This is a genomic window from Paenibacillus hemerocallicola, from assembly GCF_006265175.1.
Taxonomy (GTDB): domain Bacteria; phylum Bacillota; class Bacilli; order Paenibacillales; family NBRC-103111; genus Paenibacillus_AB; species Paenibacillus_AB hemerocallicola.
On record NZ_VDCQ01000031.1, the window covers coordinates 37,204 to 64,003 of the forward strand.

Genomic DNA, 26,800 nt, shown 5'->3' on the forward strand with positions numbered 1-26,800 from the left:
GAGCATCAAAGGCTCCGGTCCAAACAACGGTATTGAAGCGCCTCGGCCAGGTGAGAGGTGGCAATGACATCACTTTCGTCCAAATCGGCGATCGTACGGGCGATCTTCAGAATACGGTCGTGAGCGCGGACACTGAGGCCGAGAGCTTCGAACGCTTCGGACAAAAGCTTCTCCCCGTCCGGCAGCAGCCGGCAATGCTCACGCAGCATGCGTCCGGTCAATTCGCCGTTAAAGCGTACGTGGGTCCCGGCGTAGCGCGCGGCTTGGCGATTCAGTGCCTTCATTACCGAGTGCCGCAGATCGCCGGACGAGGCGTTGCCGCTTGTTTGCTTCATCGAGTCATAGTCGATGCGGGGAACCTCGACTTGCAGATCGATCCGATCGAGCAGCGGACCGGATATTCTCGACCGGTATTGCTGCACCTTGAGCGGACTGCATGTGCATGAAGCGGACAGGGTAGGGAACCCCCAATATCCGCAAGGACAAGGGTTCATCGAAGCGGCGAGCATGAAATGGGTAGGAAACGTAACAACGGCTTTCGCCCGGCCGATCGTTACGCGGCGGTCCTCGATCGGCTGCCGAAGCACCTCGAGCACGTTGCGGGGGAACTCGGGCAGTTCGTCGAGAAACAATACGCCTCGATGGGCCAAGCTTACTTCTCCCGGCTTAGGATAGATCCCCGCCCCTACGAGGCCGCCCATCGATACGGTGTGATGCGGATTGCGGAACGGTCTGTGACGGATCAGTTTGGAGCGGTCCGGAATAAGGCCCGCGGCGCTGTAAATTTTCGTTACTTCGAGCGATTCCTCGTTCGATAGAATCGGAAGAATGGAAGGAAGCCGGCGAATGAGCATCGTTTTTCCCGAACCCGGGGGGCCGATGAACAGGACATTGTGGAGACCGGCCGCCGCTATCGTCAAGGCGCGCTTTGCTTGAAATTGGCCGCAAACATCGACAAAATCATCCAAATGGGATTCTTCGAAATTCGACAAAATTCGCTCGTTATGCAAACCGCGCGAAACGGCGGCGCCGTCAAATATCGGGACGCCCTTATTGTGAAGCAGCTCTTTTATGCTGGGGATTCCCACAATACGCATCCCTTCGATCAACGAAGCTTCCTCGACGTTCTCGGCAGGGAGCAGTACATTCGTCATGCCGCGCCGCTTCGCCGCATCGACCATCGACAATACGCCGCGAACCGGGCGGAGGCGTCCGTCGAGCGACAGCTCGCCGATCGTCAGACAGCGGTCCAATCCCGGCACGACCAATTGTCCGCTCGCACTGAGAATTCCGACGGCGATAGCCAGATCGAAGGAAGCGCCTTCCTTGCGCACATCGGCCGGGGCCAGGTTGACCGTGATCCGTTCCATCGGAAACGCGGCACCGCAGTTTTTGAGCGCGGAACGGACGCGTTCCGTCGATTCCTTGACGGAAGAGTCGGGGAGACCGACTATTTGAAAATACGGCAGACCGTTGCTGATGTCGATTTCCACATCGACGATCGTACCGTCGATTCCTTGCAGACATGCGCCGTACATTTTATCATACATGCCAAAAAGCACCTACTCTCTCCGGGATAGCGCCGATATCAGGACGTAAAGTCGTCTCGACGGGCAACGGGAAATAGGTGCTTCCTAATTTTCCATACGTGATATGTTCGGCATAAGACGTCAAAAATCCTCCTTGAGCGGATAAATGGAAATAAAAACGATTTCGGATGGGGATAATGGAAAAGAAAAGAAACGAGGTGAAAAGCACATGCAGGAAAAACCGTATTTTTGTCCGAACTGCCGTTCGAATCGAACCAAGTTTCGATTGCTGACGACAACGTATCAATCGTTCATGAAAGAAGCCGTTACGGGCATCGTACAAAATGTCACGGAACCGATTACGGTAGAAGAGCCAGAACCGACGATCGGCTGCCTCGTTTGCGGCTTTACCGGCAACGAAATGCGCTTCATCAAGCAGGCGGAGCGCGAACCGCGGGTCATGACGCCGACGACTCCGGTTTACGGGTAAGGCAGTCGTTACGTGCCGGTTCTTGTGCGATAGCGCAAGCTTTCCTATCGAAAGCCTGCGCTATTTCCATGTTCGCCCAAGCATGTGCGGATTCGGGACGGACCATTGTCTTTATGCGGTCCAAAACAAAAAAACGTACAATGTTCACAAAAATTTCAGGAAACTGTCGAAAAAACGTGGTACAATAAATAAGGCATTTTTGGGTAAACCGCGGGCGGTATAGTACGTTCGGTGGGTAGAGGGCATTATGCCCTTTTTTGTATACAACATCACCCAAGACAGTTTGATAGGAGGATTCGAGAATGAATATCCATGAGTATCAAGGGAAAGAGGTCCTGAGACAATATGGTGTAGCGGTTCCTCAGGGCAAAGTGGCGTTTTCCGTCGACGAAGCCGTCGAAGCGGCAAAATCGCTCGGCACTCCGGTAGTCGTCGTGAAGGCGCAAATCCACGCAGGTGGCCGTGGTAAAGCAGGCGGTGTCAAGGTCGCCAAAAATCTCGACGAGGTTCGTACATACGCCGAGCAAATTCTTGGCAAGGTGCTTGTGACTCATCAAACCGGTCCGGAAGGCAAGGAAGTGAAGCGCCTCCTGATCGAGCAAGGCTGCGACATCAAGAAGGAATATTATGTCGGCGTCGTCGTCGACCGCGGTACGGGCCGTGTCGTTATGATGGCATCCGAAGAAGGCGGCACGGAAATCGAAGAAGTCGCTGCCCACACGCCTGAGAAAATTTTCAAAGAAGTGATCGATCCGGCTATCGGCCTGCAGCCGTTCCAAGCCCGGAAGCTCGCTTATGCGATCAACATTCCTACCGCGCTTGTAAACAAGGCCGTACAGTTCATGACGGCTCTTTATACTGCGTTTGTGGACAAGGATTGCTCCATCGCCGAGATCAATCCGCTCGTCGTTACCGGAGACGGCAGCGTCATGGCGCTTGACGCCAAATTGAACTTCGATTCGAACGCGCTGTACCGCCACAAAGATATTTTGGAGCTGCGCGATCTGGACGAAGAAGACGAGAAGGAAATCCAAGCGTCCAAATTCGACCTGAGCTACATCGCGCTCGACGGCAACATCGGTTGTCTCGTTAACGGCGCCGGTCTTGCCATGTCCACGATGGACATCATCAAATATTACGGCGGCGAGCCTGCCAACTTCCTCGACGTAGGCGGCGGCGCCACGGCCGAGAAAGTAACCGAGGCGTTCAAAATCATTTTGTCCGATCCGAAGGTTAAAGGGATTTTCGTCAACATTTTCGGCGGAATCATGAAATGCGACGTTATCGCGGACGGCGTTATCGAAGCGGCCAAGCAAGTCGGCTTGGATCGTCCGCTGGTCGTGCGTTTGGAAGGTACGAACGTAGATCTGGGCAAGAAAAAGTTGAACGAATCCGGACTGAATATCGTCGCGGCCGACTCGATGGCGGACGGCGCTCAAAAAATCGTTTCGCTGGTGAAGTAATTCGAGAGGAGATGACATTCGATGAGTATTTTGATCGATAAAAATACGAAAATTATTACGCAGGGCATTACCGGGTCGCAAGGGACCTTCCACACGAAAGGCGGCCTTGAATACGGCTCCCAATTCGTCGGCGGCGTTACCCCGGGCAAAGGCGGTACGGAAGTCGAATTTTCTCTGGAAAACGGTTCGACCGTGAAGCTGCCGGTTTACAATACGGTCATCGAAGCGAAAAAAGCGACAGGCGCAACCGTTTCGCTCATTTTCGTTCCTCCGGCTTTTGCCGCGGATTCGATTCTGGAAGCTGTCGATGCCGAAATGGATTTGGCCATCTGTATTACCGAGGGAATTCCGGTACTCGACATGGTTCGCGTCAGCCGATATATGGAAGGCAAGAAAACCCGACTGATCGGACCTAACTGCCCGGGCGTCATCACTCCGGGACAATGCAAAATCGGCATCATGCCCGGATATATCCACTTGCCGGGTCATGTCGGCGTCGTATCGAGAAGCGGTACGCTTACGTATGAAGCGGTTCATCAGCTGACTACGCGCGGTATCGGCCAATCGACGGCTGTAGGGATCGGCGGAGACCCGGTTAAAGGCTCCGAGTTCATCGACATCCTGAAGCTGTACAACGAAGATCCGGATACTTATGCGGTCATCATGATCGGCGAAATCGGCGGAACCGCGGAAGAAGAAGCGGCCGAGTGGATCAAAGCGAACATGACGAAGCCGGTCGTAGGCTTCATCGGCGGCCAAACGGCGCCTCCGGGAAAACGCATGGGCCATGCCGGCGCGATCATCTCGGGCGGCAAAGGAACGGCGGCGGAGAAAGTGGCTACGCTGGAAGCTTGCGGCGTGAAAGTCGCCCCGACTCCTTCCGAAATGGGCTCCACGCTCGTAAGCGTACTCGAAGAAAAAGGCCTGCTCGCAAAGTGCACAGTGAAGTAAATCGAGCATTTCAATCCTATACAATCGATTGACGAAGGTAAGCAACCTTCCGCATCCCGGATACGGGTACGGAAGGTTTTTTCGTTTTCCGGCTATTCGGAATCGTTCCGTACCAGTGCCTGTTTACCGATTAACGTTACAGACAGCCGTTCTGTTTACTTCACATTGCGCGGACCAGGGATTTAATGAAGGATTACACAACTAGCGAGCTGATCTTCCGGGGGTTCCCCCAAAGTACCAGGAATAATCAGCGAAGGGTCGCGTCGCTTTTGGGGAATAATAATTTCTAAGGGGTGCTTTACTTGTTAAACGACCGTAATGTATTATTTGGATTGCACGAGTTGGAAGGTGTTGGATGGAAAACGATCGATCGGCTTGCTTCCGGCGTGTCCGGGGCTTACACGGAATTGGTGCGCGCGGAGCCCGGGGACTTGGTCGCATTCGGCCTGAAGCCGAATGTCGCGCATGGGATCTGTGCCAGGCTGACCGAAGCTTATATCGAGCAGCGGCTTGAAGCTTACGAACGGCACGGTACGTCGTTCCTGACCGCGCTAGACTCCGATTATCCCGCGCTGCTGCGGGAAATCGCCCAGCCGCCTTGGATCTTATATTACCGAGGGGATTTGAAAACGCTGGAGCTGCCGGCGATCGCGATGGTAGGCACCCGGTCGCCAACCGTATACGGCAGGAAGATCTCGTTCGAGCTTGCGCGCGATTTGTCGGCGAACGGCGTATGTGTCGCTTCGGGGCTGGCAAGGGGCATCGACAGCTGCGCGCATCGGGGGGCCTTGACGGGAGCGGGCAGTACCGCGGCTGTGCTCGGTTGCGGGCCGGATACCGTCTATCCGGTTGAAAACGCTTCCCTGTATGCGGAGATTGAAGAGAAGGGAGTTCTAGTAACGGAGTACCCGCTCGGAACGCAGCTCAAGCCGGGACTGTTTCCGCAACGCAATCGCATCATATCGGGCTTGAGCCTGGGTACTGTCGTCGTGGAAGCGGCAAGCAGAAGCGGCTCCCTCATTACGGCGGATCAGGCGTTGGAGCAGTCGAGAGACGTGTTCGCCGTTCCAGGCCCGGTTACATCGCCCAAAAGCTCGGGCACGCTCGAGCTGATCCGGCAGGGAGCCAAGATGGTCGCATCCGTCGAACATATATTGGAGGAATACAGAGGACTCGTTCCGTTTGGCGGAAGCAGGAGGGAAATCGGTACCCGGCCTGATATATCGGCCTCCGAAGAAGAGCGCAAGCTGCTCGGTTTGATGGCGGCCGTACCGGTTACTTTTGACGAGCTGCTCATGCTCTCGGGGATGGAATTTGGACATTTGCATTCAGTTCTGTTAAATTTAATTTTGAAAAAAAAGATTGCACCGTTAGCCGGTTCATCTTATATGACGCTATGACGCCCGTTACGAGCGGCGTAAACATACGCATACTATTGAAGTGGAATATCGAGGGGAGGACGGCGAGCCTATGGCGGATTCTTTGGTCATTGTGGAGTCACCCGCAAAAGCGAAAACGATCGGCAAATATTTGGGCAGCAAGTTTATCGTCAAGGCGTCCATGGGGCATATCCGGGACCTTCCGAAGAGCCAGATCGGAGTGGAAGTCGAAAATCATTTCGAGCCGAAATATATAACGATCCGGGGCAAAGGGTCGGTGTTGAAAGAACTCAAGGATGCAAGCCGCAAAGTAAAAAACATTTATCTCGCGGCTGACCCCGATCGCGAAGGGGAGGCGATCGCCTGGCATTTGGCGCATTACCTCGAACTGAGCGAAACCGAGCCGTGCCGGGTAGTATTCAACGAAATTACGAAGCAAGCGGTGAAGGACGCGTTCAAACAGCCGAGACCGATCGATATGGACTTGGTCAATGCTCAGCAGGCCCGCCGCATATTGGATCGTCTTGTCGGCTACAAAATCAGCCCTCTGCTGTGGAAGAAGGTCAAGAAAGGGCTATCCGCAGGGCGGGTGCAATCCGTCGCCGTAAAGCTCATTATCGATCGCGAGAACGAGATCAAATCGTTCGTCCCGGAAGAGTATTGGTCCATTACGGCTAAGCTGGCCGTAAGCGGTACCGAGTTCGAGGCGAAGTTTTACGGTGTGGACGGCGAGAAGAGAGAGCTGAACCGCGAAGCGGATGTTCAGGACATTTTGAACCGGATCGGCGAATCGGCGTTTATCGTCGGCGACGTGAGGGAGAAGGAGCGTCAGCGCAATCCGGCGCCGCCGTTCATTACGAGCTCCCTTCAGCAGGAAGCGGCGCGCAAGCTGAACTTCCGCGCGGCCAAAACGATGCAGGTGGCCCAGCAGTTGTACGAAGGGATCGATCTCGGGAAAGAAGGTACGGTCGGTCTGATAACGTATATGCGTACCGATTCGACGCGGATTTCCCCGGTTGCCCAGGAGGAAGCGAAGGCTTATATCGAATCCGCATACGGAGCGGCTTATTATCCGGAGACCCCGCGGGTTTATTTGAAGAAAAACGCGAACGCGCAGGATGCCCATGAAGGCATCCGGCCGACCGCGATAGTGAAAACCCCCGAGGAGCTCAAGCCGTTCCTCAGCAGGGACCAGCACCGGCTCTACAAGCTCGTATGGGAGCGCTTCGTCGCCAGTCAAATGGCTTCGGCCGTACTCGACACGATGACCGTGGATATTTCCGTATCCGATGTCACGTTCCGTGCCGTCGGCTCGAAGGTGAAATTCCCCGGATTCATGAAAGTGTACGTGGAAGGCAATGACGACGGTACGACGGAAGACGATAAATATTTGCCGGTTCTGAAGCAGGGCGACAAGCTGAACAACAACGGGATCGAGCCGAAGCAGCATTTTACCCAACCGCCCCCGAGATATTCGGAGGCCCGTCTGGTCCGCATGATGGAGGAGATGGGAATCGGAAGGCCGAGTACCTACGCTCCGACGCTGGAGACGATCCAGAAGCGCGGCTATGTAGCCATGGAAGAGAAGAGATTCGTGCCGACGGAGCTGGGCGACCTCGTCATCCAGCTGATGGCGGAGTTTTTCCCGGAAATATTGAACGTCGAATTTACGGCGCACATGGAAGAAGAGCTCGACTTCGTCGAAGAGGGCAAGGTCGACTGGGTCCGGGTACTGGACGAATTTTATACGACGTTCGAGAAACGGCTGGAAGTGGCCGAAGAAGAAATGAAGGAAGTTGAAATCCAGGACGAAATAACCGACGTGCTCTGCGAGAAATGCGGCAGGCATATGGTGATCAAAATGGGCCGGTTCGGCAAATTTTTGGCCTGCTCCGGGTTCCCGGACTGCCGGAATGCGAAGCCGATCGTCAAGGAAATCGGGGTAACTTGCCCGAAGTGCAAAGAAGGCCATGTAGTCGAGCGGCGCAGCAAGAAAGGGCGCATTTTCTATGGATGCGACAAATATCCGGATTGCGATTTCGTATCCTGGGATAAACCGGCCGATAAACCGTGCCCGAACTGCAGCTCGATGCTTGTGGAGAAAAACACGAAGGCCGGCTCCTTCCTGCAATGCGTGGAGTGCGGCCACAAGGAAGAAAACCAGCAGGCGGATGCCGAGGGCGACGCCGATTAAACCCGGACCGCAGCCGGTGCATATCGGCGGCAAGCATAGCAGCGGGACGCGATTAGCAGGAGGGCTAGTACATTGACATCTGCAGTTAAAGTTACCGTAATCGGCGCCGGACTGGCCGGCAGCGAAGCGGCGTGGCAAATCGCAAGCCAAGGCGTACCGGTCGTCCTTTACGAAATGCGGCCGGTGCGCAAGACGCCCGCTCATATAACCGATAAATTCGCCGAGCTCGTATGCAGCAACTCGCTGCGCGCCAACGGCTTGACGAACGCCGTAGGCGTCCTTAAGGAAGAGATGCGACTGATGAACTCGCTCATCATGAGATGTGCGGACAAACATGCCGTTCCGGCAGGCGGTGCATTAGCCGTCGACCGGGACGGCTTCTCAGGCGAGATTACATCCACTTTGCGCAACCATCCTCTGATCGAGGTGCGGAATGAGGAGCTGACGGAACTCCCGGAAGGAATAACGGTCGTGGCGACCGGTCCGTTGACGTCGCCGGCGCTGTCCGATATTTTGAAGCGGCTGACGGGCGAAGAATATTTATATTTTTACGACGCGGCCGCACCTATTGTGGAAAAAGATTCGATCGATATGGATAAGGTGTACTTGGCTTCCCGATATGACAAAGGGGAGGCGGCTTATTTGAACTGCCCGATGACCGAAGAAGAGTACAACGCCTTCTATGATGCGCTGGTAAGCGCCGAGACCGCACCGGTCAAAGAGTTCGAGAAAGAAATTTATTTCGAAGGATGCATGCCGATCGAGGTTATGGCCAAGCGCGGCAAGCAAACGATGCTGTTCGGTCCGATGAAGCCGGTAGGGCTCGTCAATCCGCATACCGGCAAGCTGCCATTCGCGGTCGTACAGCTTCGTCAGGACAATGCGGCCGGTACGTTGTTCAATCTGGTCGGGTTCCAGACGCATCTGAAGTGGGGGGAGCAGAAGCGCGTATTGTCGCTCATTCCCGGGCTTGAGAACGCCGAATTCGTCCGTTATGGCGTCATGCACCGCAACACGTTCATCAGCTCGCCAAAGCTGCTTCGCCCGACGTATCAATTCAAGCAGCGTGACAACCTGTTTTTTGCCGGACAAATGACAGGCGTGGAAGGGTATGTGGAGTCGGCCGCGTCGGGACTTATCGCGGGAATCAACGCCGGCCGGATGGCCAAGGGCGAAGCTTGCCTCGTACTGCCGCAGGAGACTACGCTCGGCTGCATGGCGAACTACATCACGTCGGCCGACCCGAAGCATTTTCAGCCGATGAACGCCAATTTCGGTCTGCTGCCGCCGCTTGAACAAAAAATTCGCGATAAAAAACGGAAAAACGAGCTGCTTGCCGAGCGCGCCCTTGAAACAATTCAGAATTTTTCATATAATGTACACAATTTCACTTGTAACTAGAAGATCGACTATGATACGATGGAAATGTTTTTCGGGTCATCGATAGTTTTTGAAATATAGCTTCACAACCAATTTACCGAATAGCGAAACAGCAGCAGAACGAAACGTTTGGTGCTGTTTCTTGTTTGTCGGTCCTATTGATTGCCCCAGGATGTGCGGCTGCGGATTACGCGGCGTCGCGCTCGTTCGGGATATACAGAATCATTTTGCGATATGGAGGGGGGACGCTGGTGGGCGATTTTCACGCTACGACGATATTTGCCATTCGGCACGAAGGCAAGGGAGCGATCGCCGGTGACGGGCAAGTTACGTTCGGCAACAGCATGGTCATGAAGTCGCATGCCAAGAAGGTACGGCGGCTGTACAGGGGAAAGGTTATCGCGGGATTCGCCGGATCCGTCGCCGATGCGGTAACGTTATTCGAGAAATTCGAAGCGAAGCTGGAGGAGCACCAAGGAAATCTGCTTAGAGCCGCGGTAGAGTTGGCCAAAGATTGGCGTTCGGACCGGGTTCTGCGTCGGCTGGAGGCGATGATGATCGTCATGGACTCGCAGAGCCTGCTGCTCATTTCCGGAAGCGGTGAAATTATCGAGCCGGACGACGGAATTTTGGCAATCGGTTCGGGGGGCAGCTTTGCGCTGGCCGCGGGCCGCGCTTTGAAACGGTTCGCGCCTCAGCTGGCGGCCAGCGATATTGCGAAAGCGTCGCTGGAGACGGCGGCCGATATTTGCGTGTTCACAAACCGGAATATCATTGTCGAAGAGATATAATCGGGTATGCTGCCGGGAGGGAAAACCATGAATAACCGCGCTCTGACGCCTAGGCAAATCGTAGCGGAGCTGGATAAATATATCGTCGGACAAAAGCCCGCGAAAAAATCGGTCGCCATCGCCCTGCGCAATCGTTATCGCCGCAGTTTATTGAACGAATCGATACGGGACGAGATCGTGCCGAAAAATATTTTGATGATCGGACCTACCGGGGTCGGCAAAACGGAAATAGCCCGCCGGCTGGCGAAGCTCGTCAACGCGCCGTTCGTCAAAGTCGAGGCGACGAAATTTACCGAGGTCGGTTATGTCGGCCGCGATGTCGAGTCGATGGTGCGCGATCTGGTCGAAACGGCCATCCGCATGGTAAAAAGCGAAAAGACGGAGAAGCTCAAGGATAAAGCCGAACAAATGGCCAATGAGCGTATCGTTGCGCTTCTCGTACCGTCAACCGCCTCGCAGAAGTCCCAGCGCAATCCTCTGGAGATGCTGTTCAGCGGCTCGAACCAATCGAACGGCGAGAAGGAAGAGGCCGATCAGGGAGTCATTCAGCGCCGGCAAGAAATGAAAGAGAAGCTTGGCAAGGGCGAGCTGGAAGACCAAGTGATCGAAATCGAAGTCGAGGACGCCGCTCCTTCCATGCTCGATATGTTCGCCGGTCAAGGCAACGAGCAGATGGGGATGAACATGCAGGAAATGTTCGGCAGTTTTATGCCGAAGCGGACGAAGAAGCGCAAGCTGCCCGTCAAAGAAGCGAGACAGGTACTTATTCAAGAGGAAGCCCAGAAGCTGCTCGATATGGACGAAGTCGTTCAGGAGTCGATCCGGCGTGCGGAGCAGTCCGGCATTATTTTCATCGATGAAATCGATAAAATCGCAAGCTCCGGACGCGGCGGCGGCCCCGATGTGTCGCGTGAAGGCGTGCAGCGGGACATTTTGCCCATCGTGGAAGGCTCGACGATCATGACCAAGTACGGTCCGGTCAAAACGGATTACGTGCTGTTTATCGCGGCGGGAGCGTTCCATATCGCCAAGCCTTCCGATCTGATCCCCGAGCTGCAGGGACGCTTTCCGATCCGGGTGGAGTTGACCAACTTGACTCAGGAAGATTTCGTGCTGATCCTGACGGAGCCGCAGAACGCGTTGACGAAGCAATATACGGCGTTATTGGAAACGGAAGGCATTCGTGTCGAATTTTCCGAGGGCTCCATCTCGGAGCTTGCGAAGATCGCTGCGGAAGTGAATCAGAATACCGACAATATCGGCGCGAGGAGACTGCATACGATTTTGGAGAAGCTGCTCGAGGATTTATCCTTCGAAGCGCCCGACATTTCGCTTGACCACATTTTGATCACGCCGGAATACGTGCGCGAGAAAGTGGCCGGCATAGCCCAAAACCGTGACTTGAGCCAATATATTTTGTAGGTCGGAATTGCTCGGCAATGAAGATAAAGATAGGACGCAATGCCGCTTCATCGAAAGCTTCGCTTCGAAGCTTTTCTCAATACCGGGAGGCTTGAATCATGACTTTACTAAGCAAAACAAGGAGTTTAAACCGTTTGCTGCAAAGGGCGGCCGGCAACGCGGTCAGTTTCATGGAGATGTCCGAGGTGCTGCGCGACCTGATCTCGGCGAACATTTTCGTCGTCAGCCGCAAAGGCAAAATTTTGGGATACGCGACGACGGGAGAGCTTTTAACCGAAACGCTCCATGAGATGATCGTCGATAATCGTCGACTGCCCGAGGATTACAACAATATTTTGAAAAGAATCGAAGAAACGTCTTCTCATGGCGATCAGGACAGCCCTTACTACATGTTTACGGAAAAAATACATTCGTTCTTCGCCCAGGCGCAGGTTACGATTATTCCGATTATCGGAGGCGGAGACCGGCTTGGGACGGTTGTTTTGACGCGCAGCGGAGATTCGTTCATCGACGATGATTTGATTATGGCGGAATACGGCACGACGATCATCGGCATGGAAATTTTACGGGAGCATGCTGAGGAAATCGAGCTTGACGCGCGGAGCAAAGCCGTCGTCCAAGTTGCGGTCAATTCGTTGTCGTACAGCGAGATGGAAGCCGTCGACCATATAATCGAGGAACTGAAGGAGAAGGAAGGACTGCTTGTCGCGAGCAAAATCGCCGATCGGGTAGGGATTACCCGTTCGGTGATCGTCAATGCGCTCCGAAAGCTGGAAAGCGCCGGTGTCATTGAAACGAGATCGCTCGGCATGAAGGGGACCTATATCAAAATATTGAACGACCAGCTTATGCAAAGCGTCGCGAATGCAAGAGCCTAATGACTTTCGTAACGGTTGAAGCCCTGTCTTAATAAAAGATAGGGCTTTTTGCTTATTGTAAACTTTCTTATATAGATGGAATATATATATGGCCGTAATGTTACAAAAAAAGACATCTCCCAAATATTTTTTTTTGCTCAATTCCTCGAAATTAGAAGGAATAGCGCTAATCGTGAAGAATACAGTTACATAACTTTTTAAGCGAAAGTGGGTATTTGGAATGGCTTTGTGGGACACTCCGAGCCTAGGAATGATGGAACGGACACTTGATGCAGCGGCATTTCGACAAAAAGTGATATCGAACAACGTCGCAAACGTAGACACTCCTTATTTCAAAAGGTCCGATGTGCAGTTCGAGGAGCTTTTGTCGAAGGAATTGAATAAAAAGTCGATTCAAGGCCGCAGGACGGATTTCCGGCATATTCCGATCGGACAGGTCTCTGCATCGACCGCACCGGAGGTCGTCGCGGACGAAACAACGATGATGAACAACAACTTGAACAACGTCGACATCGACTACGAGATGGCCCTCCTGGCGAAAAACCAACTCCGGTACAACGTGCTGGTCGGTCAAGTCAGTCATGATCTGAGAAATTACCGAACCGCGATGAACGGGGGGAGATAATACATGAAACTGACGAACGGCTTCGACATCAGCTCTTCGGCCTTAACCGCCCAACGGTTCCGGATGGACGTTATTTCATCCAACATCGCCAACGCCGACACGACCCGCGGAAAGCTGGTAGACGGCCGCTGGGTTCCCTATCAGAGGAAATTGATTGCGATGGAAGCGAAAGAACAGCCCTCCTTCTCCCGGATTTTGCAGCAATCGATGCGAGATTCGACAGGCGAGGGCGTACGCGTGTCCCGCGTTTTCGAAGACGAAGCGCCGTTCAAGCAAGTGTACAATCCGACCCATCCGGACGCCGACGAGCGCGGATACGTAGAAATGCCAAACGTCGATATTTTGAAAGAGATGGTAGATATGATGTCCGCCACCCGTTCCTACGAGGCGAACGTCACGGCTTTGAATGCCACGAAAGCGATGATATCGAAAGCATTGGAAATCGGCAAATAAATTGCCCTACATATTCTTATAACCACATCGGAGGGTCTTGAAACATGATCGATCAAATCGGGTTTTTGCCCAAAAAACCGCTCGTTTCCCTCGACTTGGGCTCAGCCAAGGACGCAGGAGCGGCCAGTATCGCCAAAGATTTCGGATCATTTCTCAATGGAGCCATGAACAATTTGAACAAGCAGCACACGGCGGTCGATACGTTGAACGACAAATTCGTGACCGGTGAAATCGCCGACGTGCATCAGTTAACGATTGCGGCCGAGAAGCTCTCTCTCAGTCTGGAGATGACCGTACAAATCCGCAATAAAGTTATCGAGGCTTATCAGGAGGTAATGAGGACGCAGATCTAATCGCGGTATTAGTCGCAGCAGATTCCCGGGCGGGGTGACATAGTGAATGAGACACTAGTCCAGTATAGAGACAAGGCGACTCTGTATTGGAAACAGCTAAGCAAAAATCAAAAATATATGGTGATAGGTACGGTCGTGATTCTACTAGCGGTCGTCATCTTGACATCGATCAATTTATCCAAGACGGAATTCGCCACGGCGTTCAGGAACCTTCAGCCGAACGACGCCGCCAATATAAAAAAATATTTGGACGACTCGAAAATTCCTTATCAGTTAACCCCTGACGGAACGTCGATCGCCGTACCGGCAAGCGAAGCCGCCTCGATCAAGCTCGAGGTCGAATCGCAAGGCCTGAATAAGAACGGTTCTCTCGGATACGGCGCATTTGAAGGAAGCAACACGTTCGGGATGTCGGACAACGAATTCAACGTGAAGCTGATCAATGCGATGCAGGGCGAGATTCAGCAAATGTTCAATCAGATCAACGGCGTGGCGAGCTCCAAGGTACTCATCACCGTGCCGAAGGAAACCGCGTTCGTTACTACGCAGCCCCAAGAATCGACCGCATCGGTCATATTGAATATCGAGAGTGGCTACAGGTTCGACCAAGCGCAAATCGACACGATGTACAATCTCGTCGCCAAAACGATACCGAAGCTGAAATACGAGAATATTACGATTTCCAACCAAAATGGCGAGCTGCTTCCTTACTCCAAGACGAACGGAGCCATCGCGGGCACTTCGGGGCAAATTCAACAGCAATTTCAAGTGAAAAACCAGTTTCAAAACGAATTGCAAAAAAATATAATGAGTTTGCTGGGTAAAATGTATGCCCCCGACAAGGTGGTCGTCAGCGTAATTTCAACTCTCAACTTCGATCAGAAGACGAGCAAGCAAAACCTGGTTACTCCGGTCAACACGGTGGATAACAGAGGGATCGAAATTAGCCTTCAGGAAAACAGCAAGTCGGCTACCAGCACGGGAGGCGCGACCGGCGGAGTGCCGGGAACGGGAAATACGGATGTTCCGACCTACCAGGGCGGCCAAAACGGCGGCGGGCAATCGGAGTCGGAAGAAAACAACAGAATCGTCAATTTCGAAGTGAACCGGATTACGAACGAGATCGTATCCAGTCCTTTTATTGTAAAAGATTTGTCGATAAGTGTCGGAATCGAGCCCCCGGTCAAGGATGATCCGAACTCGTTGACGCAGGAAATGAAGGACAACATCCAGAAAACGCTCGTTAGCATCGTCTCCGCGACATTGGCCGACAGCGGTCAGGCGTTTACCGAAGCGGACATTGCCAGAAAAGTAACGTTGTTCGCCCAGCCTTTCGCGGTTACCCCGGGAATGGAGCAAGCGGGCATCAATTATTGGATGTGGGGCGGAATCGGCGTAGCGGCAATGGTTCTTGCAGGCGTTGGCGGTTTTATGATCCGACGCAGAAGGCAAAGGCAATTGGAGCTCGTCGAGGAGGAGCTGTCTCCACCGACAAAAGTGGAGCTTCCGACTATCGATATCGAGAACGTATCGAACGAAAGCCAAGTCCGCAAACAGCTGGAAGGGCTGGCCAAGCGAAAGCCGGATGAATTTGTGAACTTGCTGCGCACCTGGTTAGTAGACGAATAAGGAGGGGCTTCTGTGGCGAAAGCGGTGCAGCAAGGATTGACAGGGCGACAAAAGGCCGCCATTCTGCTCATCAGTCTCGGGCCGGAAGTATCCGCCCAAATTTTCAAGCATTTGCGCGAGGAAGAAATCGAGCAATTAACTCTTGAAATCGCCAATGTGCGCAAAGTGGATAACGCCGAGAAGGATGCGATATTATCGGAATTCCATCAAATTTGTCTGGTGCAGGAATATATTTCGCAGGGCGGGATTCAATACGCCAAAGAAATATTGGAAAAAGCGCTCGGCGCCAGCAAGGCGATGGACATTATCAACAGACTGACGGCTACGCTGCAGGTAAGGCCTTTCGATTTTGCCCGCAAGGCCGATCCGGCCCAAATTTTGAACTTTATCCAGAACGAGAATTCCCAGACGATTGCCCTCATTCTCTCTTATTTGCAGCCCGAACAGGCTTCGATTATTTTGTCGTCGCTGCCGCAGGATAAACAGGCGGACGTAGCGAAACGGATCGCCATGATGGACAGCACCTCCCCCGAGGTGATCAATCAGGTGGAACGCGTGCTCGAGCAGAAGCTGTCATCGACGGTTACTCAGGATTATACGTCGGCAGGCGGCATCGAAGCGATCGTGCAAATATTGAACGGCGTCGACCGCGGCACGGAGCGGACGATTCTCGATTCGCTCGAAATTCAGGATCCCGAGCTCGCCGAAGAAATCAAAAAACGGATGTTCGTATTCGAAGATATCGTCAATATCGACAACCGTTCGATCCAACGCATTATCCGGGACATCGAGAACGCGGACTTGCAGCTTGCCCTCAAGGTGGCGAGCGAAGAAGTGCGCGAAGTCATATTCCGGAATATGTCCAAGCGGATGGCGGAAACGTTCCGAGAGGAAATGGAATATATGGGGCCCGTCCGGCTGCGCGACGTCGAAGAGGCGCAAACCCGCATCGTAGCGACGATCCGACGTTTGGAAGAGGCCGGGGAAATCATTATCGCTCGCGGCGGAGGAGACGATATCATTGTCTAACGTCATTAAAGCGACGCACTATATCCCTATAGACGATAAAAAGCTTATACAGGTTGCACAATCGGAGCCGATTTCCGAATCCGAGCTTCATCAAGCCAATGCGGAGATTTCCGAAAACGTCGCGGAGCCTGTCCACGAAGACATCGCGGCGGCGCTTGCCGCTAAAGAGCAGATCATCCGGGATGCGGAATTCTACGCCGAGTCGGTAGTCGGTCAAGCTACGGAAGACGCCAAACGTTTGCGTCAGGAAGCGACCGACGAGATCGAAGGCTGGTGGAGCAAGCGCAGAGCGGACGACGAAAATGCGGCAGCAAATGCCCGCGAGCAAGGCTATCAAGCCGGATACCAGCAGGGGGTGAATGAAGCAGAAGCGCAAGTTCGGCAGCAATATGAGCAACTGCTCGGCGAAGCGCAGGCCATCATCGAGAGCGCGGTGGCAATCAAGCATCAATTGATTCAGGAGTCCGAGCCTTTTCTGATCGAGCTTAGCTGCTCCATCGCCGAGAAAATCATTACGAGGCAGCTTTCCATCGAGCCCGAATGGTCCATCGAGCTGGTCAAAAAGGTGCTGATGCGCAGACGGGAGCAAGGCATTATTACGTTGTGCGTTTCCGCCGAGCATTTTCAGTTCGTCCTGGATGCGAGGGAAGAGCTCATGCTGTCCATCGATTCGCAGGCCGAACTTCAGATCATTCCGGACCCGACCGTGCAAGACCAGGGATGCGTCATCCGCTCTTCCTTCGGCAGCATAGATGCGAGGATCGATACGCAGTTGAATGAAATCAAAAAGGGATTGCAGCAAGTAGCCTTGAGAAGCGAAGGAGCTTACGACGATGAATAATGCTCCGCAAGCGCTCAAATATATCGATTATTTGCGGCATATCGACCCGATCCGGGTAAACGGCAAAGTGACCCAGGTCATCGGCTTGACGGTAGAGTCCGAAGGACCCGACGCCAGCGTCGGCGACGTCTGTTATATTTACCCATTCAAGTCGGCACAGCCGCTGAAAGCCGAAGTTGTCGGATTTCGCAACAACAAGGTCATTCTGATGCCTCTCGGGGAGCTTCATTCGATCGGGCCGGGATGCGATGTCGTCGGTACCGGAAAGCCGTTGACCGTGCAGGTCGGACACGAATTGCTGGGTAAAGTGCTGGACGGACTCGGACAGCCGCTGGACGGATCGTACTTGCCTACCCGAATGGCGCATTATTCCACGAACGCCGTGGTCAACAATCCGCTTAAACGTCCCCGGGTGCATGAACCGATCAGCGTCGGCGTTCGTTGCATCGACGGTCTGCTTACTTTGGGCAAAGGTCAGCGTGTCGGTATATTTGCCGGATCAGGGGTAGGGAAAAGCACGCTGATGGGCATGATTGCCCGGAATACTTCGGCCGACGTCAACGTCATCGGACTAATAGGCGAGCGCGGACGGGAAGTGCTGGATTTTATCGAACGCGATCTCGGTCCGGAAGGCTTGGCCCGCTCTGTCGTGATAGTAGCCACGTCCGATCAGCCTGCCTTGATCCGGATGAAGGGCGCCTTGATCGCCACCACGATTGCCGAATATTTCCGGGACCGCGGCTTGAACGTAATGCTCATGATGGATTCCGTAACGCGGTATGCGATGGCGCTGCGGGAAGTAGGGCTCGCTATTGGCGAACCTCCCGCGACCCGCGGATATACGCCGTCCGTGTTCGCGAGCTTGCCCAAGCTACTCGAAAGAGCCGGCACAGGGCCGAAAGGCTCGATTACCGCGTTTTATACCGTGCTGGTCGACGGTGACGATATGAACGAGCCGATTGCCGATACGGTAAGAGGGATATTGGACGGCCATATCGTGCTGGACCGCAGTTTGGCGCACAAAGGCCATTACCCGGCGATCAACGTACTCGCCAGCGTCAGCAGATGTATGAAAGAAATCGTTCCCGAACAACAGACGGACGCAGCCGATCGATTGAAACGGTTGTTGTCCATTTATAAAGATTCGGAAGATCTGATCAATATCGGGGCGTACCAGAGAGGCTCGAATTATGAAATTGATACTTCTCTCGAACATATCCAGACGATCTGGGATTTTCTGCGGCAGAAGACGAGCGAGAAAATTGGTTACCACGATGCTTATAACCAACTGATTCAACAATTCGGCGGAGGTTGAAGTCCATGCGGTTCCGATATCCTTTGCAAAAGCTGGTCGATCTGAAGACGAACGAGAAGGAGCAAGCCGAGTGGATGCTGTCCGAGGCGGTGGGGCAACTACAGCAGGAGCAGCAGGCGTTGACGGAGCTTGAGGAAGAGCTTGCTCGGGTAGGGGAAGAGCTCGCATACGCTTCGATTCATAGAACGACGATCTCGCAAATGCAGCTGCTTCAGCATTATTCACAGCACTTGGAGCAGCAGATTCGCCTGAAAACCAAAGACGTCGATCGGGCGCAGGCGAACGTGACGGATAAACAGCACGTGCTGACCGGCAAGATGATGGAAGAAAAGGTATGGACCAAGGCAAAAGAAAAAGCACAATTGCAATTCACCGCCATCGTCATGAAAAAAGAACAGGAAGAGCTTGACGAAATCGCGCTAAACCGCCGCGTCCAGACGATCGTTAGTTAGCATACTCGGGGAAAGGGGGCTCGGCGACATGGCGAATACGGACGCGGAAAAAACTTCATACGGATCGTTCGAGCGGTTTTTGTTTTATGCGACACCGATCATTTTCACGCTCGTGCTGCTCGGCGTATTGTTCGCTCTCTTGGATTCCAACGTCATGAACGGCGTCCTGAAGGCGGCTAATAAAGTACCTGTGCTGGAAAGATTTCTTCCCGATCCGAAAACGAAAGAAAAAGTGACGCTGCCGGCCGGTGCGAAGGATAGCCCGGCTCCGGAAACGGACGGTGCGGCGATCGAGCAGCTGAAAGCCCAACTGACGCAGGCGAGGGCCGATCTGCAAAGCTCCGTCAACCAGAGCCAGCAAAAAGACCAGACGATCAAAGATTTGAAGACGCAGGTTACCGAGCTTGAGGATAAGCTGAAGACGAAGTCGCAAACCGATGAGGAATACCGGGCGCAAGTTCAGCAACTGGCTTCCATCTACGCGGGAATGATGCCGAGCAAATCGGCACCGATACTGGAAGCATTGTCGCTGCAGGAAAGGGTGCTCGTTCTAAGCGAAATGAAGCCGGCCGACCGCGGCAAAGTATTGGAGAAGATGACTCCGGCCGTAGCGGCTGAAGCCTCGATCCAGCTGAAGGATATCGTTCCGGCGAAAGATTTGCAAATTGCCGCGTTGCAGGGAAGATTGGACATTAACAAGCAGCAGGAGCAGAAAGCGGCTCCGGCGATTACGAAGGACGATCTCGGGCAGACGTTCTCGCAGATGGTTCCGAAAAGCGCGGCGGCGATTCTGGTCGAGATGAATACGACCGGTCAGGCGAGAGTGCTCGAAATATTGAAGGCGATGGATAGTGCCGGACGCGCGAAAGTGCTGGCGGCCATATCCGACACCAACAAGCAAACCGCAGCCGCGCTTGGAGCGAAGCTGGCCGAATAAGGCGAGCGAATGGCTTGAAAGGAGGTGATAACTATGAATGCACCTTTTATGCTGCTTAGTTCCGCGAAAGCCGGAGGGGGATCCCCGCTAGGCGTGCTCGTACCGAGAAATGTTGCCGCAAACGGGTCGAGCGCCGCTTCGGGAGAAGCAGCCTTCGCCAACAGTTTGATTCAGGCGATGCTCGGAAGCAATACTTCGGCCGCCTCGGCGCAATCGAACATGCTTGCAACGGATTTATTGGCAAAGCTCGTTGCCGACGGTTCGGCGGGTTCTGATGCGCAGCTTGGCGATATGCTATCCAGATTGCTTGCCAGTATCGGCATCCATACGGATACGGAAGGCCAAACCGATGGCTCGGCGTCCCAATCTCAGTTTATTAACGCTATTGTCTCGGGTCTGCTCTCGCAACTGGCGCCTGCCGAGTCCGCTCAGGAAAGTTCCGACCCAACCGGATTAACGGATAATTTCCGCCAAACCGGTGATTTGTTGACTCAATGGCTCGAAGGCTTGAATGACGATTTGCAGCTGGACCGTCATCAGGATGTGTTAAACGATATGATGGCATTGATGGAGCTTGCGCAAGCGATCGTACAACAATGGCAACAGCCGAATCAGCCTCAAGGCAATTTGGAATCCACGACGGATACCGTAGAGCTGCAGACCAATGGAACCGACTCTGCGTCTGGCGGCAAACATGCCGAATTGCTGCGAACGCTGCGGCAGCTGACCGATTTGTTGCATAAAAACCCGGAGCAGCGTGAGATCGCCCAAGTCGTGGAAGCATTTGAGCAGCTTATTGCTCCAATGATCAAAGATGAAGGAGCGAAATCGGCGAACGGTATTGCCCAATTTCAAATTCAAGCGCAGTCTGCCGATGCTCGAACCCTGTCCGGAACAGCGGCTCCAGTCGCAATCGAACAGCAATCGTTAAGACAAAAGCAGCCCGTTAATGCGGTACATATCCCGAATGGACAACAGCTTGCAATCGCGGCGGAAATCATGTCTCGGGGAACCGACTTGAAGGGAAGGCTTGAAGCGCTTGCGGCGAAGTCGGTCGTTCAGCCGCAGATTGCCGCGGTGCAAGCAACCGATGTACCGGCAGCTACCGAAACCGTTCGTGATTCGGAACCGGTAGGGGAAGCAGGCAACGCTAATCCGCTGCAGATGAACCATCTCTTCCGCGATTCGGCGGCGGCTCATCAATCCGTTCAACCGAAGGAGCAGTTCGTCCATGCCGATCGGTTTGCCGACGAGATGGCTCAAGTGTTTAGAAATATGAAGGTCCATACGGCAAACGGCTTGTCGGAAGTCCGGATTATGCTGCAGCCCGAGCATTTGGGACACGTTGACGTGAAGGTTTCGATGCAGAACGGACAAATTATCGCGCAATTTATGGCGGATTCCGTTCACGGCAAAGAAATGCTGGAAAGCCAGCTGTCTCAGCTGAGATCCGTACTGCAATCCCAAGGCTTGCAGGTCGATCGTCTCGAGGTCATCCATTACGAGCCGCAATATTCCGGAACGTTTCAGGATTCCAGACAGCAGCAGCAGTCTCGGCAGTCCGACCGGAATAATGAGAAATCAACGGACTCCGAGCAGCCTCCTGTAGATTTCTTGACGGAGATGGAGAGAATGGCCGGTAAAGCTCCAGGCGGCGATAAATCGTTCGACGTTACGGCTTAGGCGCTGTTGCGCAACGACGAAACATGCCAGCACGATATTACGCAATAGAACCTTAATGCAGCTGGCTGAATGGAGGTATTCGAATGGCTACAGTTGCCGTATCGAACGGAACGTTCTATTACAAAAACGCTGTGGATAAGCAAAAAACCGGCAACAACAATTTGGGGAAGGACGAGTTTCTGAAAATTCTCGTTACCCAGCTATCCAATCAGGATCCTACGCAGCCGCTTCAGGATAAAGAGTTCATCGCTCAAATGGCTACTTTCACCTCTGTCGAGCAATTGACGAACATGGCCGGAGAAATGAAGCTGCTCCGCCAATCGATCGGATTCAGCTCGGCTTTGATCGGCAAGACGATCGGCTGGACGCAGACGGATTCGAACAGCGAGACGCAAACGCTGTCCGGGGTCGTAGATTCGATCAAAATCAAGGAAAGCAAGCAATATGCCGTCGTCGGCGATAAGGAAGTGCCGATCGATCAAATAACCGAGATTAAAAGCTAGTAGGTGTGAACATGACCGATCGAATGACGGTAGGGCATTTGTATCCGAACCCGATTCAGCCGGTTGCCCCAGCGAAGCGCGTCGAACCCGGCGTCCATCAGCCGCTTGGGACGAAATCGTTTCACGACGTATTCCGCGACAGTCTCGTGCGCGTCAGTCATCATGCCGGTGTGCGGCTGCAGCAGCGGGGTATCGAGCTTAAGCCGGAGCAAATGGACAAAATTCATACGGCTATCGAGAAGGCGGCTGCCAAAGGCGCGAAGGAATCGTTAATTTTGATGGACAATATGGCGATGATCGTCAATGTGAAAAACAAAACGATCGTAACCGCCATGGACGGTGCGGCGATGAAAGACAACGTATTCACTCATATCGACAGCGCCGTCATCATTTCGTGATCGGAAGGGCCGGTCCTAACAGGGAGCCCGGGATTGCGGACCGCTTGAAGCAATCCGAATAAGAAAGAGAATGCTTGCGATGCAAGCTTTGCATGCGCAAAGCTTTTAGGAGGAACGCGAATGCTCAGATCCCTTTATTCCGGCGTATCCGGGATGAGAGGCTTCCAGACGAAGCTGGACGTTATCGGAAACAACATTGCAAACGTCAATACGATCGGCTTCAAAGGCAGCCGCGCCATGTTCAAAGATATTTTGAGCCAAACGGTCGCCGGCGTCACGGCTCCGGCTGACGGCAACGGCGGCATTAACGCCAAGCAGATCGGTCTCGGCGTTACGCTAGCGGCCATCGATACGCTGCATACGCCCGGCAGCGCCATGACCACGAATGTCGTAACGGACGTTCGTATCGACGGAGACGGATTTTTCGCCGTTCAAGCCGGTGAAGACGGCGGCGTTTTTCTGACCCGCGACGGCAACTTCAAGATTGATGCGGCCGGTCAAGTCGTGACTTCCGACGGCTATCGCGTTATGGGGATAGACGCTCCTCTGGAACCGATCGATACGGCAACGTACACCGCATTTTCAATCGATCAAAGCGGTCAGTTTATCGGCGTAACCATCGACGGCACTACAGAACCGATTGACGGAATGCAGCTCGCAGTCGTCAAGGTGACGAACCCGTCCGGTTTGGAAAAAGTGGGCGGCAACATGTACCGGGTTACACCGAACGCCTCGGCTGAAGGCATCGTATATTCGACAGCCAATGATCCAGAGGTAGGTACGGGAGCCATCATTTCCGGTCAACTGGAAATGTCGAATGTCGATTTGACCGGCGAGTTTACCGAGATGATCGTAGCGCAGCGCGGCTTCCAGGCCAATTCGAAAATCATCACTACATCCGACGAAGTATTGCAGGAAGTGCTCGGCCTGAAACGATAACCGTTTGAACGACCGCCAGGGGATTCCCCCTGGCGATCATAAGTAACCGAAGCACGATTTCGGGAGGGAAAGCATGATACCTGTCACACGGTTGAATGGCAGCAAGCTGACCGTTAACGCATTGTTGATCGAAACGATCGAGGAAACCCCGGATACGCTCATTACGCTGACGACCGGAAAAAAATTCATCGTGACCGAAAAGGTGCCGGAAGTGGTTGGCTTGGTTAAAGCGTACATGCAGAATGTCGGAACGATCAGGGTAGCCGTGAAGAATAATGTCCCGGAGGGTTCATAGTCATGTTCAAGAACAAAATGTTGCAATGGTTAATTATGATCCTCATCGCCATTACCTTGATCGCGCTCGCCAGCTTCATTCTGTGGGATTATCTGGAGGGTAAAAACCAGCCGACCGATCCGTCCGAGCAAGCTGCCAACTCTGTCGAGAACGTGAAACCTAAGAAGATGACCGCTCAGCAAATGAAAGACGCTACCGTGGAAATTAAAGATATTACGACCAATTTGGCCGGCAAAAATTATGTGAAAGTCAATTTCGCTTTTCTATTGGAAAACACGAAGGCAAAAGAAGAGTTCGAACTGCTCTCGACTCGCGTAAGAGCGACCATTATTCAGACTCTCGCCGACTTGACGGCCGAACAGGCAAGCGGGTCCAAGGGACAAGATTTGATCAGCACGACGCTTATCAATAAAATCAACCCGATCTTATCCAAAGGTAAATTGGTGCGTGTCGACATCACAGACATTAACATCACGAACAACTAAGCGAATACCGCGGATAAGGGGGTGATGGAATTGGTAGACGTACTATCGCAAAATGAGATCGATGCTCTGCTCGCCGCGCTGTCCTCGGGTGAAATGGACGCCGAAGAGCTCAAAAAGGAAGAGACGCAGAAAAAAGTAAAAGCGTATGATTTCAAACGCGCCGTTCGTTTTTCGAAGGATCATCTTCGCAGCTTGACGCGGATTCACGAAAACTTCGCCCGCTATTTGACAACGTACTTTTCAGCGCTCCTCAGGACGTTCGTGCAGATCAATGTCATACAGGTGGAGCAGCTGCCTTACGATGAATTTATACGTTCGATTCCGAAAATGACGATTTTAAATATATTCGAGGCGGAACCTCTCGAAGGCCGGATGGTGCTCGAGGTGCACCCGAACGTCGCCTACGCCTTGTTGGACCGGCTGCTTGGGGGGCCGGGAAGCTCGCCCGCGAAAATCAATGCGCTCACGGAAATTGAAACGATCGTCATGGAGCGTATATTCAGCCGGGCATTCGAGAGCTTGCAGGAGGCTTGGAAAACGGTCATCGATTTGACGCCGAGACTTGAAGCGCTGGAAACAAATCCGCAATTCATGCAAATCGTTTCTCCCAACGAAACGATCGCGCTCATCTCGCTTACGGCCAAAATCGGCGATACGACGGGGATGATCAACTTATGTATTCCTCATGTTGTCATCGAACCGATCATGCCGCGATTGTCGGTGCATCACCAATTTTTGTCCCAGCGCAAAAGCCGCGCGCCGGAGGAAGTGTCGGCGCTCCAGGAACGCGTATACATGGCGAAGCTTCCGGTTATAGCGGAGCTGGGAGAATCGGTTATCACCGTTAAGGAATTTTTGAATTTGACCGCAGGCGACGTCATCACGTTAAATAAGCCGGTTGACGAAGGGCTGCACATCAAAGTAGGGGATAAGCTCAAATTTATCGGAAGTCCGGGTACGGTTAAAGACAAACTCGCCGTTCAAGTTACGGAGATTGTCAGCGAAGGGGTAGAAGAAAATGACGAGTAAAGATTATTTATCGCAGGAAGAAATCGACGCGCTGCTCAGGCAAACAAGCGAAGATTTCGGCAGCACCGAATCCTCCGATAACGGCAGTCCCAACGTCGACGATTACTTGAGCCCGATCGAACAGGATGCGTTGGGGGAAATCGGAAATATAACGTTCGGCAGCGCAGCCACCGCTCTCTCCACCCTGCTAGGCAAAAAAGTCGATATCACGACGCCGAAAGTATCCGTCATCGCCCGGGTAGAGCTGGAAAAAGAATTTCCGAAGCCGCATGTCGCCATCCATGTCAATTATGTGGACGGCTTCGACGGGATCAATCTGCTGGTCATCAAAACAAAAGATGCCCAAGTAATCGCCGATCTGATGATGGGCGGCACCGGCAACGTATCGGAAGATATGGAAATGTCGGATATTCACATCAGTGCCGTTCAAGAGGCGATGAACCAGATGATGGGCTCGTCCGCGACGTCCATGTCGACGATCTTCAATCGGTTCGTCAACATTTCTCCGCCGGGCATCAACATTTTGGATTTGCAGAACGGCGAAGGGAAAGACAATTTGCCGCGGGAAGAAGTGTTTGTCAAAATCTCGTTCCGACTCATTATCGGGGATTTGATCGACTCCACGTTAATGCAATTGCTGCCGGTATCTTTCGCCAAAGATATGGTTTCGATCTTGATGGGCGGAACGGGCATGCAATCGGAGCCCGAACTATCGCCGCCGGTTCCCGAGAGTGCGACACCGGCTTCCTTTTCGGCTTCGCCCGTATCCCAACCGGATCCTATGGCCGGATACGCGAACAATGCGCCGACGCCGATGCAATTGCCGACAACGCAGTACGATCCTTATCAGCAGCAGCAGCCGATGCACCATCAACCTCCGATGATGCCTCCTCAGCAGCCTATGTACCAGCAGCCGATGGGTCAACAGCCGATGTACCAACAACCGATGTACCAGCAGCCCATGTATGAGCAGCCTATGTACCAGCAGCCGCCTCATGCTCCTGCCAACTACGGGGGAATTCCCGGACGCAACGTTAATGTTCAGGCGGCTCAATTTTCCAATCTCGGCGGCCCGTCCGTACATGTGGATGAAACAAATCTGAATTTGCTACTGGATATTCCTCTCAAGGTTACCGTAGAATTAGGGAGAACCAAAAAGCTGATCAAAGACATCTTGGAGTTTTCCCAAGGCTCGATCATCGAGCTGGACAAATTGGCCGGCGAACCGGTCGATATTTTGGTTAACAACAAGCTGATTGCCAAAGGCGAGGTCGTCGTAATCGACGAAAACTTCGGTGTGCGCGTAACCGACATCATCAGCCAAATGGATCGCATTCAAAAATTACAATAATCTTAG

At 53.2% G+C, this 26,800-nt stretch carries 27 protein-coding genes; 26 read left to right on the forward strand and 1 reads right to left on the reverse strand.

What is annotated here, in order from left to right; genetic code table 11:
• Nucleotides 1-5 precede the first annotated feature (5 nt).
• Complete coding sequence (locus FE784_RS21040) at nucleotides 6-1,550, reverse strand: YifB family Mg chelatase-like AAA ATPase (protein ID WP_139604205.1); 1,545 nt, start codon at nucleotides 1,548-1,550, stop codon at nucleotides 6-8.
• A gap of 208 nt (nucleotides 1,551-1,758) precedes the next feature.
• Here FE784_RS21040 and FE784_RS21045 point away from each other — a divergent pair, with 208 nt between their 5' ends.
• The 26 genes from FE784_RS21045 to fliY all read left to right on the forward strand — a co-directional run bounded on the left by FE784_RS21045 (nucleotide 1,759) and on the right by fliY (nucleotide 26,794).
• The gene (locus FE784_RS21045; protein WP_139604206.1) at nucleotides 1,759-2,019 is read left to right on the forward strand and encodes a hypothetical protein; all 261 of its coding nucleotides are present in this window, start codon (nucleotides 1,759-1,761) and stop codon (nucleotides 2,017-2,019) included.
• A 302-nt stretch (nucleotides 2,020-2,321) separates the two neighbouring features.
• Nucleotides 2,322-3,482 carry an ADP-forming succinate--CoA ligase subunit beta gene (sucC, locus tag FE784_RS21050; RefSeq protein ID WP_139604207.1) on the forward strand — a complete coding sequence of 387 codons (1,161 nt, stop codon included), beginning with the start codon at nucleotides 2,322-2,324 and terminating at the stop codon, nucleotides 3,480-3,482.
• A gap of 21 nt (nucleotides 3,483-3,503) precedes the next feature.
• Nucleotides 3,504-4,433: a succinate--CoA ligase subunit alpha gene (gene sucD, locus FE784_RS21055; RefSeq protein WP_139604208.1), complete on the forward strand. Its 930-nt coding sequence runs from the start codon at nucleotides 3,504-3,506 to the stop codon at nucleotides 4,431-4,433.
• A 341-nt stretch (nucleotides 4,434-4,774) separates the two neighbouring features.
• Nucleotides 4,775-5,833 carry a DNA-processing protein DprA gene (gene dprA / locus FE784_RS21060; RefSeq protein WP_246132115.1) on the forward strand — a complete coding sequence of 353 codons (1,059 nt, stop codon included), beginning with the start codon at nucleotides 4,775-4,777 and terminating at the stop codon, nucleotides 5,831-5,833.
• 70 nt (nucleotides 5,834-5,903) lie between these two features.
• A complete protein-coding gene (gene topA, locus FE784_RS21065; protein ID WP_139604210.1) occupies nucleotides 5,904-8,006 on the forward strand; it encodes a type I DNA topoisomerase in 2,103 nt (700 codons plus the stop codon).
• A gap of 72 nt (nucleotides 8,007-8,078) precedes the next feature.
• The gene (gene trmFO / locus FE784_RS21070; RefSeq protein WP_139604211.1) at nucleotides 8,079-9,407 is read left to right on the forward strand and encodes an FADH(2)-oxidizing methylenetetrahydrofolate--tRNA-(uracil(54)-C(5))-methyltransferase TrmFO; all 1,329 of its coding nucleotides are present in this window, start codon (nucleotides 8,079-8,081) and stop codon (nucleotides 9,405-9,407) included.
• Between the two features lie 230 nt (nucleotides 9,408-9,637).
• Nucleotides 9,638-10,177, forward strand: a complete 540-nt coding sequence (hslV, locus tag FE784_RS21075; RefSeq protein WP_176706400.1) for an ATP-dependent protease subunit HslV — start codon at nucleotides 9,638-9,640, stop codon at nucleotides 10,175-10,177.
• Between the two features lie 27 nt (nucleotides 10,178-10,204).
• Nucleotides 10,205-11,599, forward strand: a complete 1,395-nt coding sequence (gene hslU, locus FE784_RS21080; protein WP_139604212.1) for an ATP-dependent protease ATPase subunit HslU — start codon at nucleotides 10,205-10,207, stop codon at nucleotides 11,597-11,599.
• A 98-nt stretch (nucleotides 11,600-11,697) separates the two neighbouring features.
• Entirely contained in the window at nucleotides 11,698-12,477 is a 780-nt protein-coding gene (gene codY / locus FE784_RS21085) for a GTP-sensing pleiotropic transcriptional regulator CodY (RefSeq protein ID WP_139604213.1), read from the forward strand.
• A 220-nt stretch (nucleotides 12,478-12,697) separates the two neighbouring features.
• Entirely contained in the window at nucleotides 12,698-13,102 is a 405-nt protein-coding gene (flgB, locus tag FE784_RS21090) for a flagellar basal body rod protein FlgB (protein ID WP_139604214.1), read from the forward strand.
• 3 nt (nucleotides 13,103-13,105) lie between these two features.
• Nucleotides 13,106-13,555 (forward strand): flagellar basal body rod protein FlgC, encoded by a 450-nt coding sequence (gene flgC / locus FE784_RS21095; RefSeq protein WP_139604215.1) that lies wholly within the window; start codon nucleotides 13,106-13,108, stop codon nucleotides 13,553-13,555.
• Between the two features lie 44 nt (nucleotides 13,556-13,599).
• A complete protein-coding gene (gene fliE, locus FE784_RS21100) occupies nucleotides 13,600-13,908 on the forward strand; it encodes a flagellar hook-basal body complex protein FliE (RefSeq protein WP_139604216.1) in 309 nt (102 codons plus the stop codon).
• A 42-nt stretch (nucleotides 13,909-13,950) separates the two neighbouring features.
• Entirely contained in the window at nucleotides 13,951-15,537 is a 1,587-nt protein-coding gene (fliF, locus tag FE784_RS21105; RefSeq protein WP_139604217.1) for a flagellar basal-body MS-ring/collar protein FliF, read from the forward strand.
• A gap of 12 nt (nucleotides 15,538-15,549) precedes the next feature.
• Nucleotides 15,550-16,566, forward strand: coding sequence for a flagellar motor switch protein FliG (fliG, locus tag FE784_RS21110; RefSeq protein ID WP_139604218.1), 1,017 nt, complete (start codon nucleotides 15,550-15,552; stop codon nucleotides 16,564-16,566).
• Complete coding sequence (locus tag FE784_RS21115; RefSeq protein WP_139604219.1) at nucleotides 16,559-17,407, forward strand: FliH/SctL family protein; 849 nt, start codon at nucleotides 16,559-16,561, stop codon at nucleotides 17,405-17,407. Before fliG ends, FE784_RS21115 begins: the two co-directional genes overlap by 8 nt.
• The gene (gene fliI / locus FE784_RS21120; RefSeq protein ID WP_139604220.1) at nucleotides 17,400-18,722 is read left to right on the forward strand and encodes a flagellar protein export ATPase FliI; all 1,323 of its coding nucleotides are present in this window, start codon (nucleotides 17,400-17,402) and stop codon (nucleotides 18,720-18,722) included. The genes FE784_RS21115 and fliI overlap by 8 nt, the downstream gene beginning before the upstream one ends.
• A 5-nt stretch (nucleotides 18,723-18,727) precedes the next feature.
• Nucleotides 18,728-19,174 carry a flagellar export protein FliJ gene (gene fliJ, locus FE784_RS21125; RefSeq protein WP_139604221.1) on the forward strand — a complete coding sequence of 149 codons (447 nt, stop codon included), beginning with the start codon at nucleotides 18,728-18,730 and terminating at the stop codon, nucleotides 19,172-19,174.
• 28 nt (nucleotides 19,175-19,202) lie between these two features.
• Nucleotides 19,203-20,111 carry a MotE family protein gene (locus tag FE784_RS41030; RefSeq protein WP_176706401.1) on the forward strand — a complete coding sequence of 303 codons (909 nt, stop codon included), beginning with the start codon at nucleotides 19,203-19,205 and terminating at the stop codon, nucleotides 20,109-20,111.
• Nucleotides 20,112-20,144: 33 nt separating this feature from the next.
• On the forward strand, nucleotides 20,145-21,794 hold the full coding sequence (locus FE784_RS21135; RefSeq protein WP_139604222.1) for a flagellar hook-length control protein FliK: 1,650 nt from the start codon (nucleotides 20,145-20,147) through the stop codon (nucleotides 21,792-21,794).
• Between the two features lie 83 nt (nucleotides 21,795-21,877).
• Nucleotides 21,878-22,297 carry a flagellar hook capping FlgD N-terminal domain-containing protein gene (locus FE784_RS21140; protein ID WP_139604223.1) on the forward strand — a complete coding sequence of 140 codons (420 nt, stop codon included), beginning with the start codon at nucleotides 21,878-21,880 and terminating at the stop codon, nucleotides 22,295-22,297.
• 11 nt (nucleotides 22,298-22,308) lie between these two features.
• On the forward strand, nucleotides 22,309-22,695 hold the full coding sequence (locus FE784_RS21145; RefSeq protein WP_139604224.1) for a TIGR02530 family flagellar biosynthesis protein: 387 nt from the start codon (nucleotides 22,309-22,311) through the stop codon (nucleotides 22,693-22,695).
• A gap of 120 nt (nucleotides 22,696-22,815) precedes the next feature.
• Nucleotides 22,816-23,634, forward strand: a complete 819-nt coding sequence (locus tag FE784_RS21150; protein ID WP_139604225.1) for a flagellar hook-basal body complex protein — start codon at nucleotides 22,816-22,818, stop codon at nucleotides 23,632-23,634.
• A 73-nt stretch (nucleotides 23,635-23,707) separates the two neighbouring features.
• On the forward strand, nucleotides 23,708-23,929 hold the full coding sequence (locus FE784_RS21155) for a flagellar FlbD family protein (protein WP_139604226.1): 222 nt from the start codon (nucleotides 23,708-23,710) through the stop codon (nucleotides 23,927-23,929).
• A gap of 2 nt (nucleotides 23,930-23,931) precedes the next feature.
• On the forward strand, nucleotides 23,932-24,414 hold the full coding sequence (locus FE784_RS21160; RefSeq protein ID WP_139604227.1) for a flagellar basal body-associated FliL family protein: 483 nt from the start codon (nucleotides 23,932-23,934) through the stop codon (nucleotides 24,412-24,414).
• A gap of 30 nt (nucleotides 24,415-24,444) precedes the next feature.
• Nucleotides 24,445-25,443: a flagellar motor switch protein FliM gene (fliM, locus tag FE784_RS21165; protein WP_139604228.1), complete on the forward strand. Its 999-nt coding sequence runs from the start codon at nucleotides 24,445-24,447 to the stop codon at nucleotides 25,441-25,443.
• Nucleotides 25,433-26,794 (forward strand): flagellar motor switch phosphatase FliY, encoded by a 1,362-nt coding sequence (gene fliY, locus FE784_RS21170; RefSeq protein WP_139604229.1) that lies wholly within the window; start codon nucleotides 25,433-25,435, stop codon nucleotides 26,792-26,794. The genes fliM and fliY overlap by 11 nt, the downstream gene beginning before the upstream one ends.
• The last annotated feature ends 6 nt before the right edge of the window (nucleotides 26,795-26,800 follow it).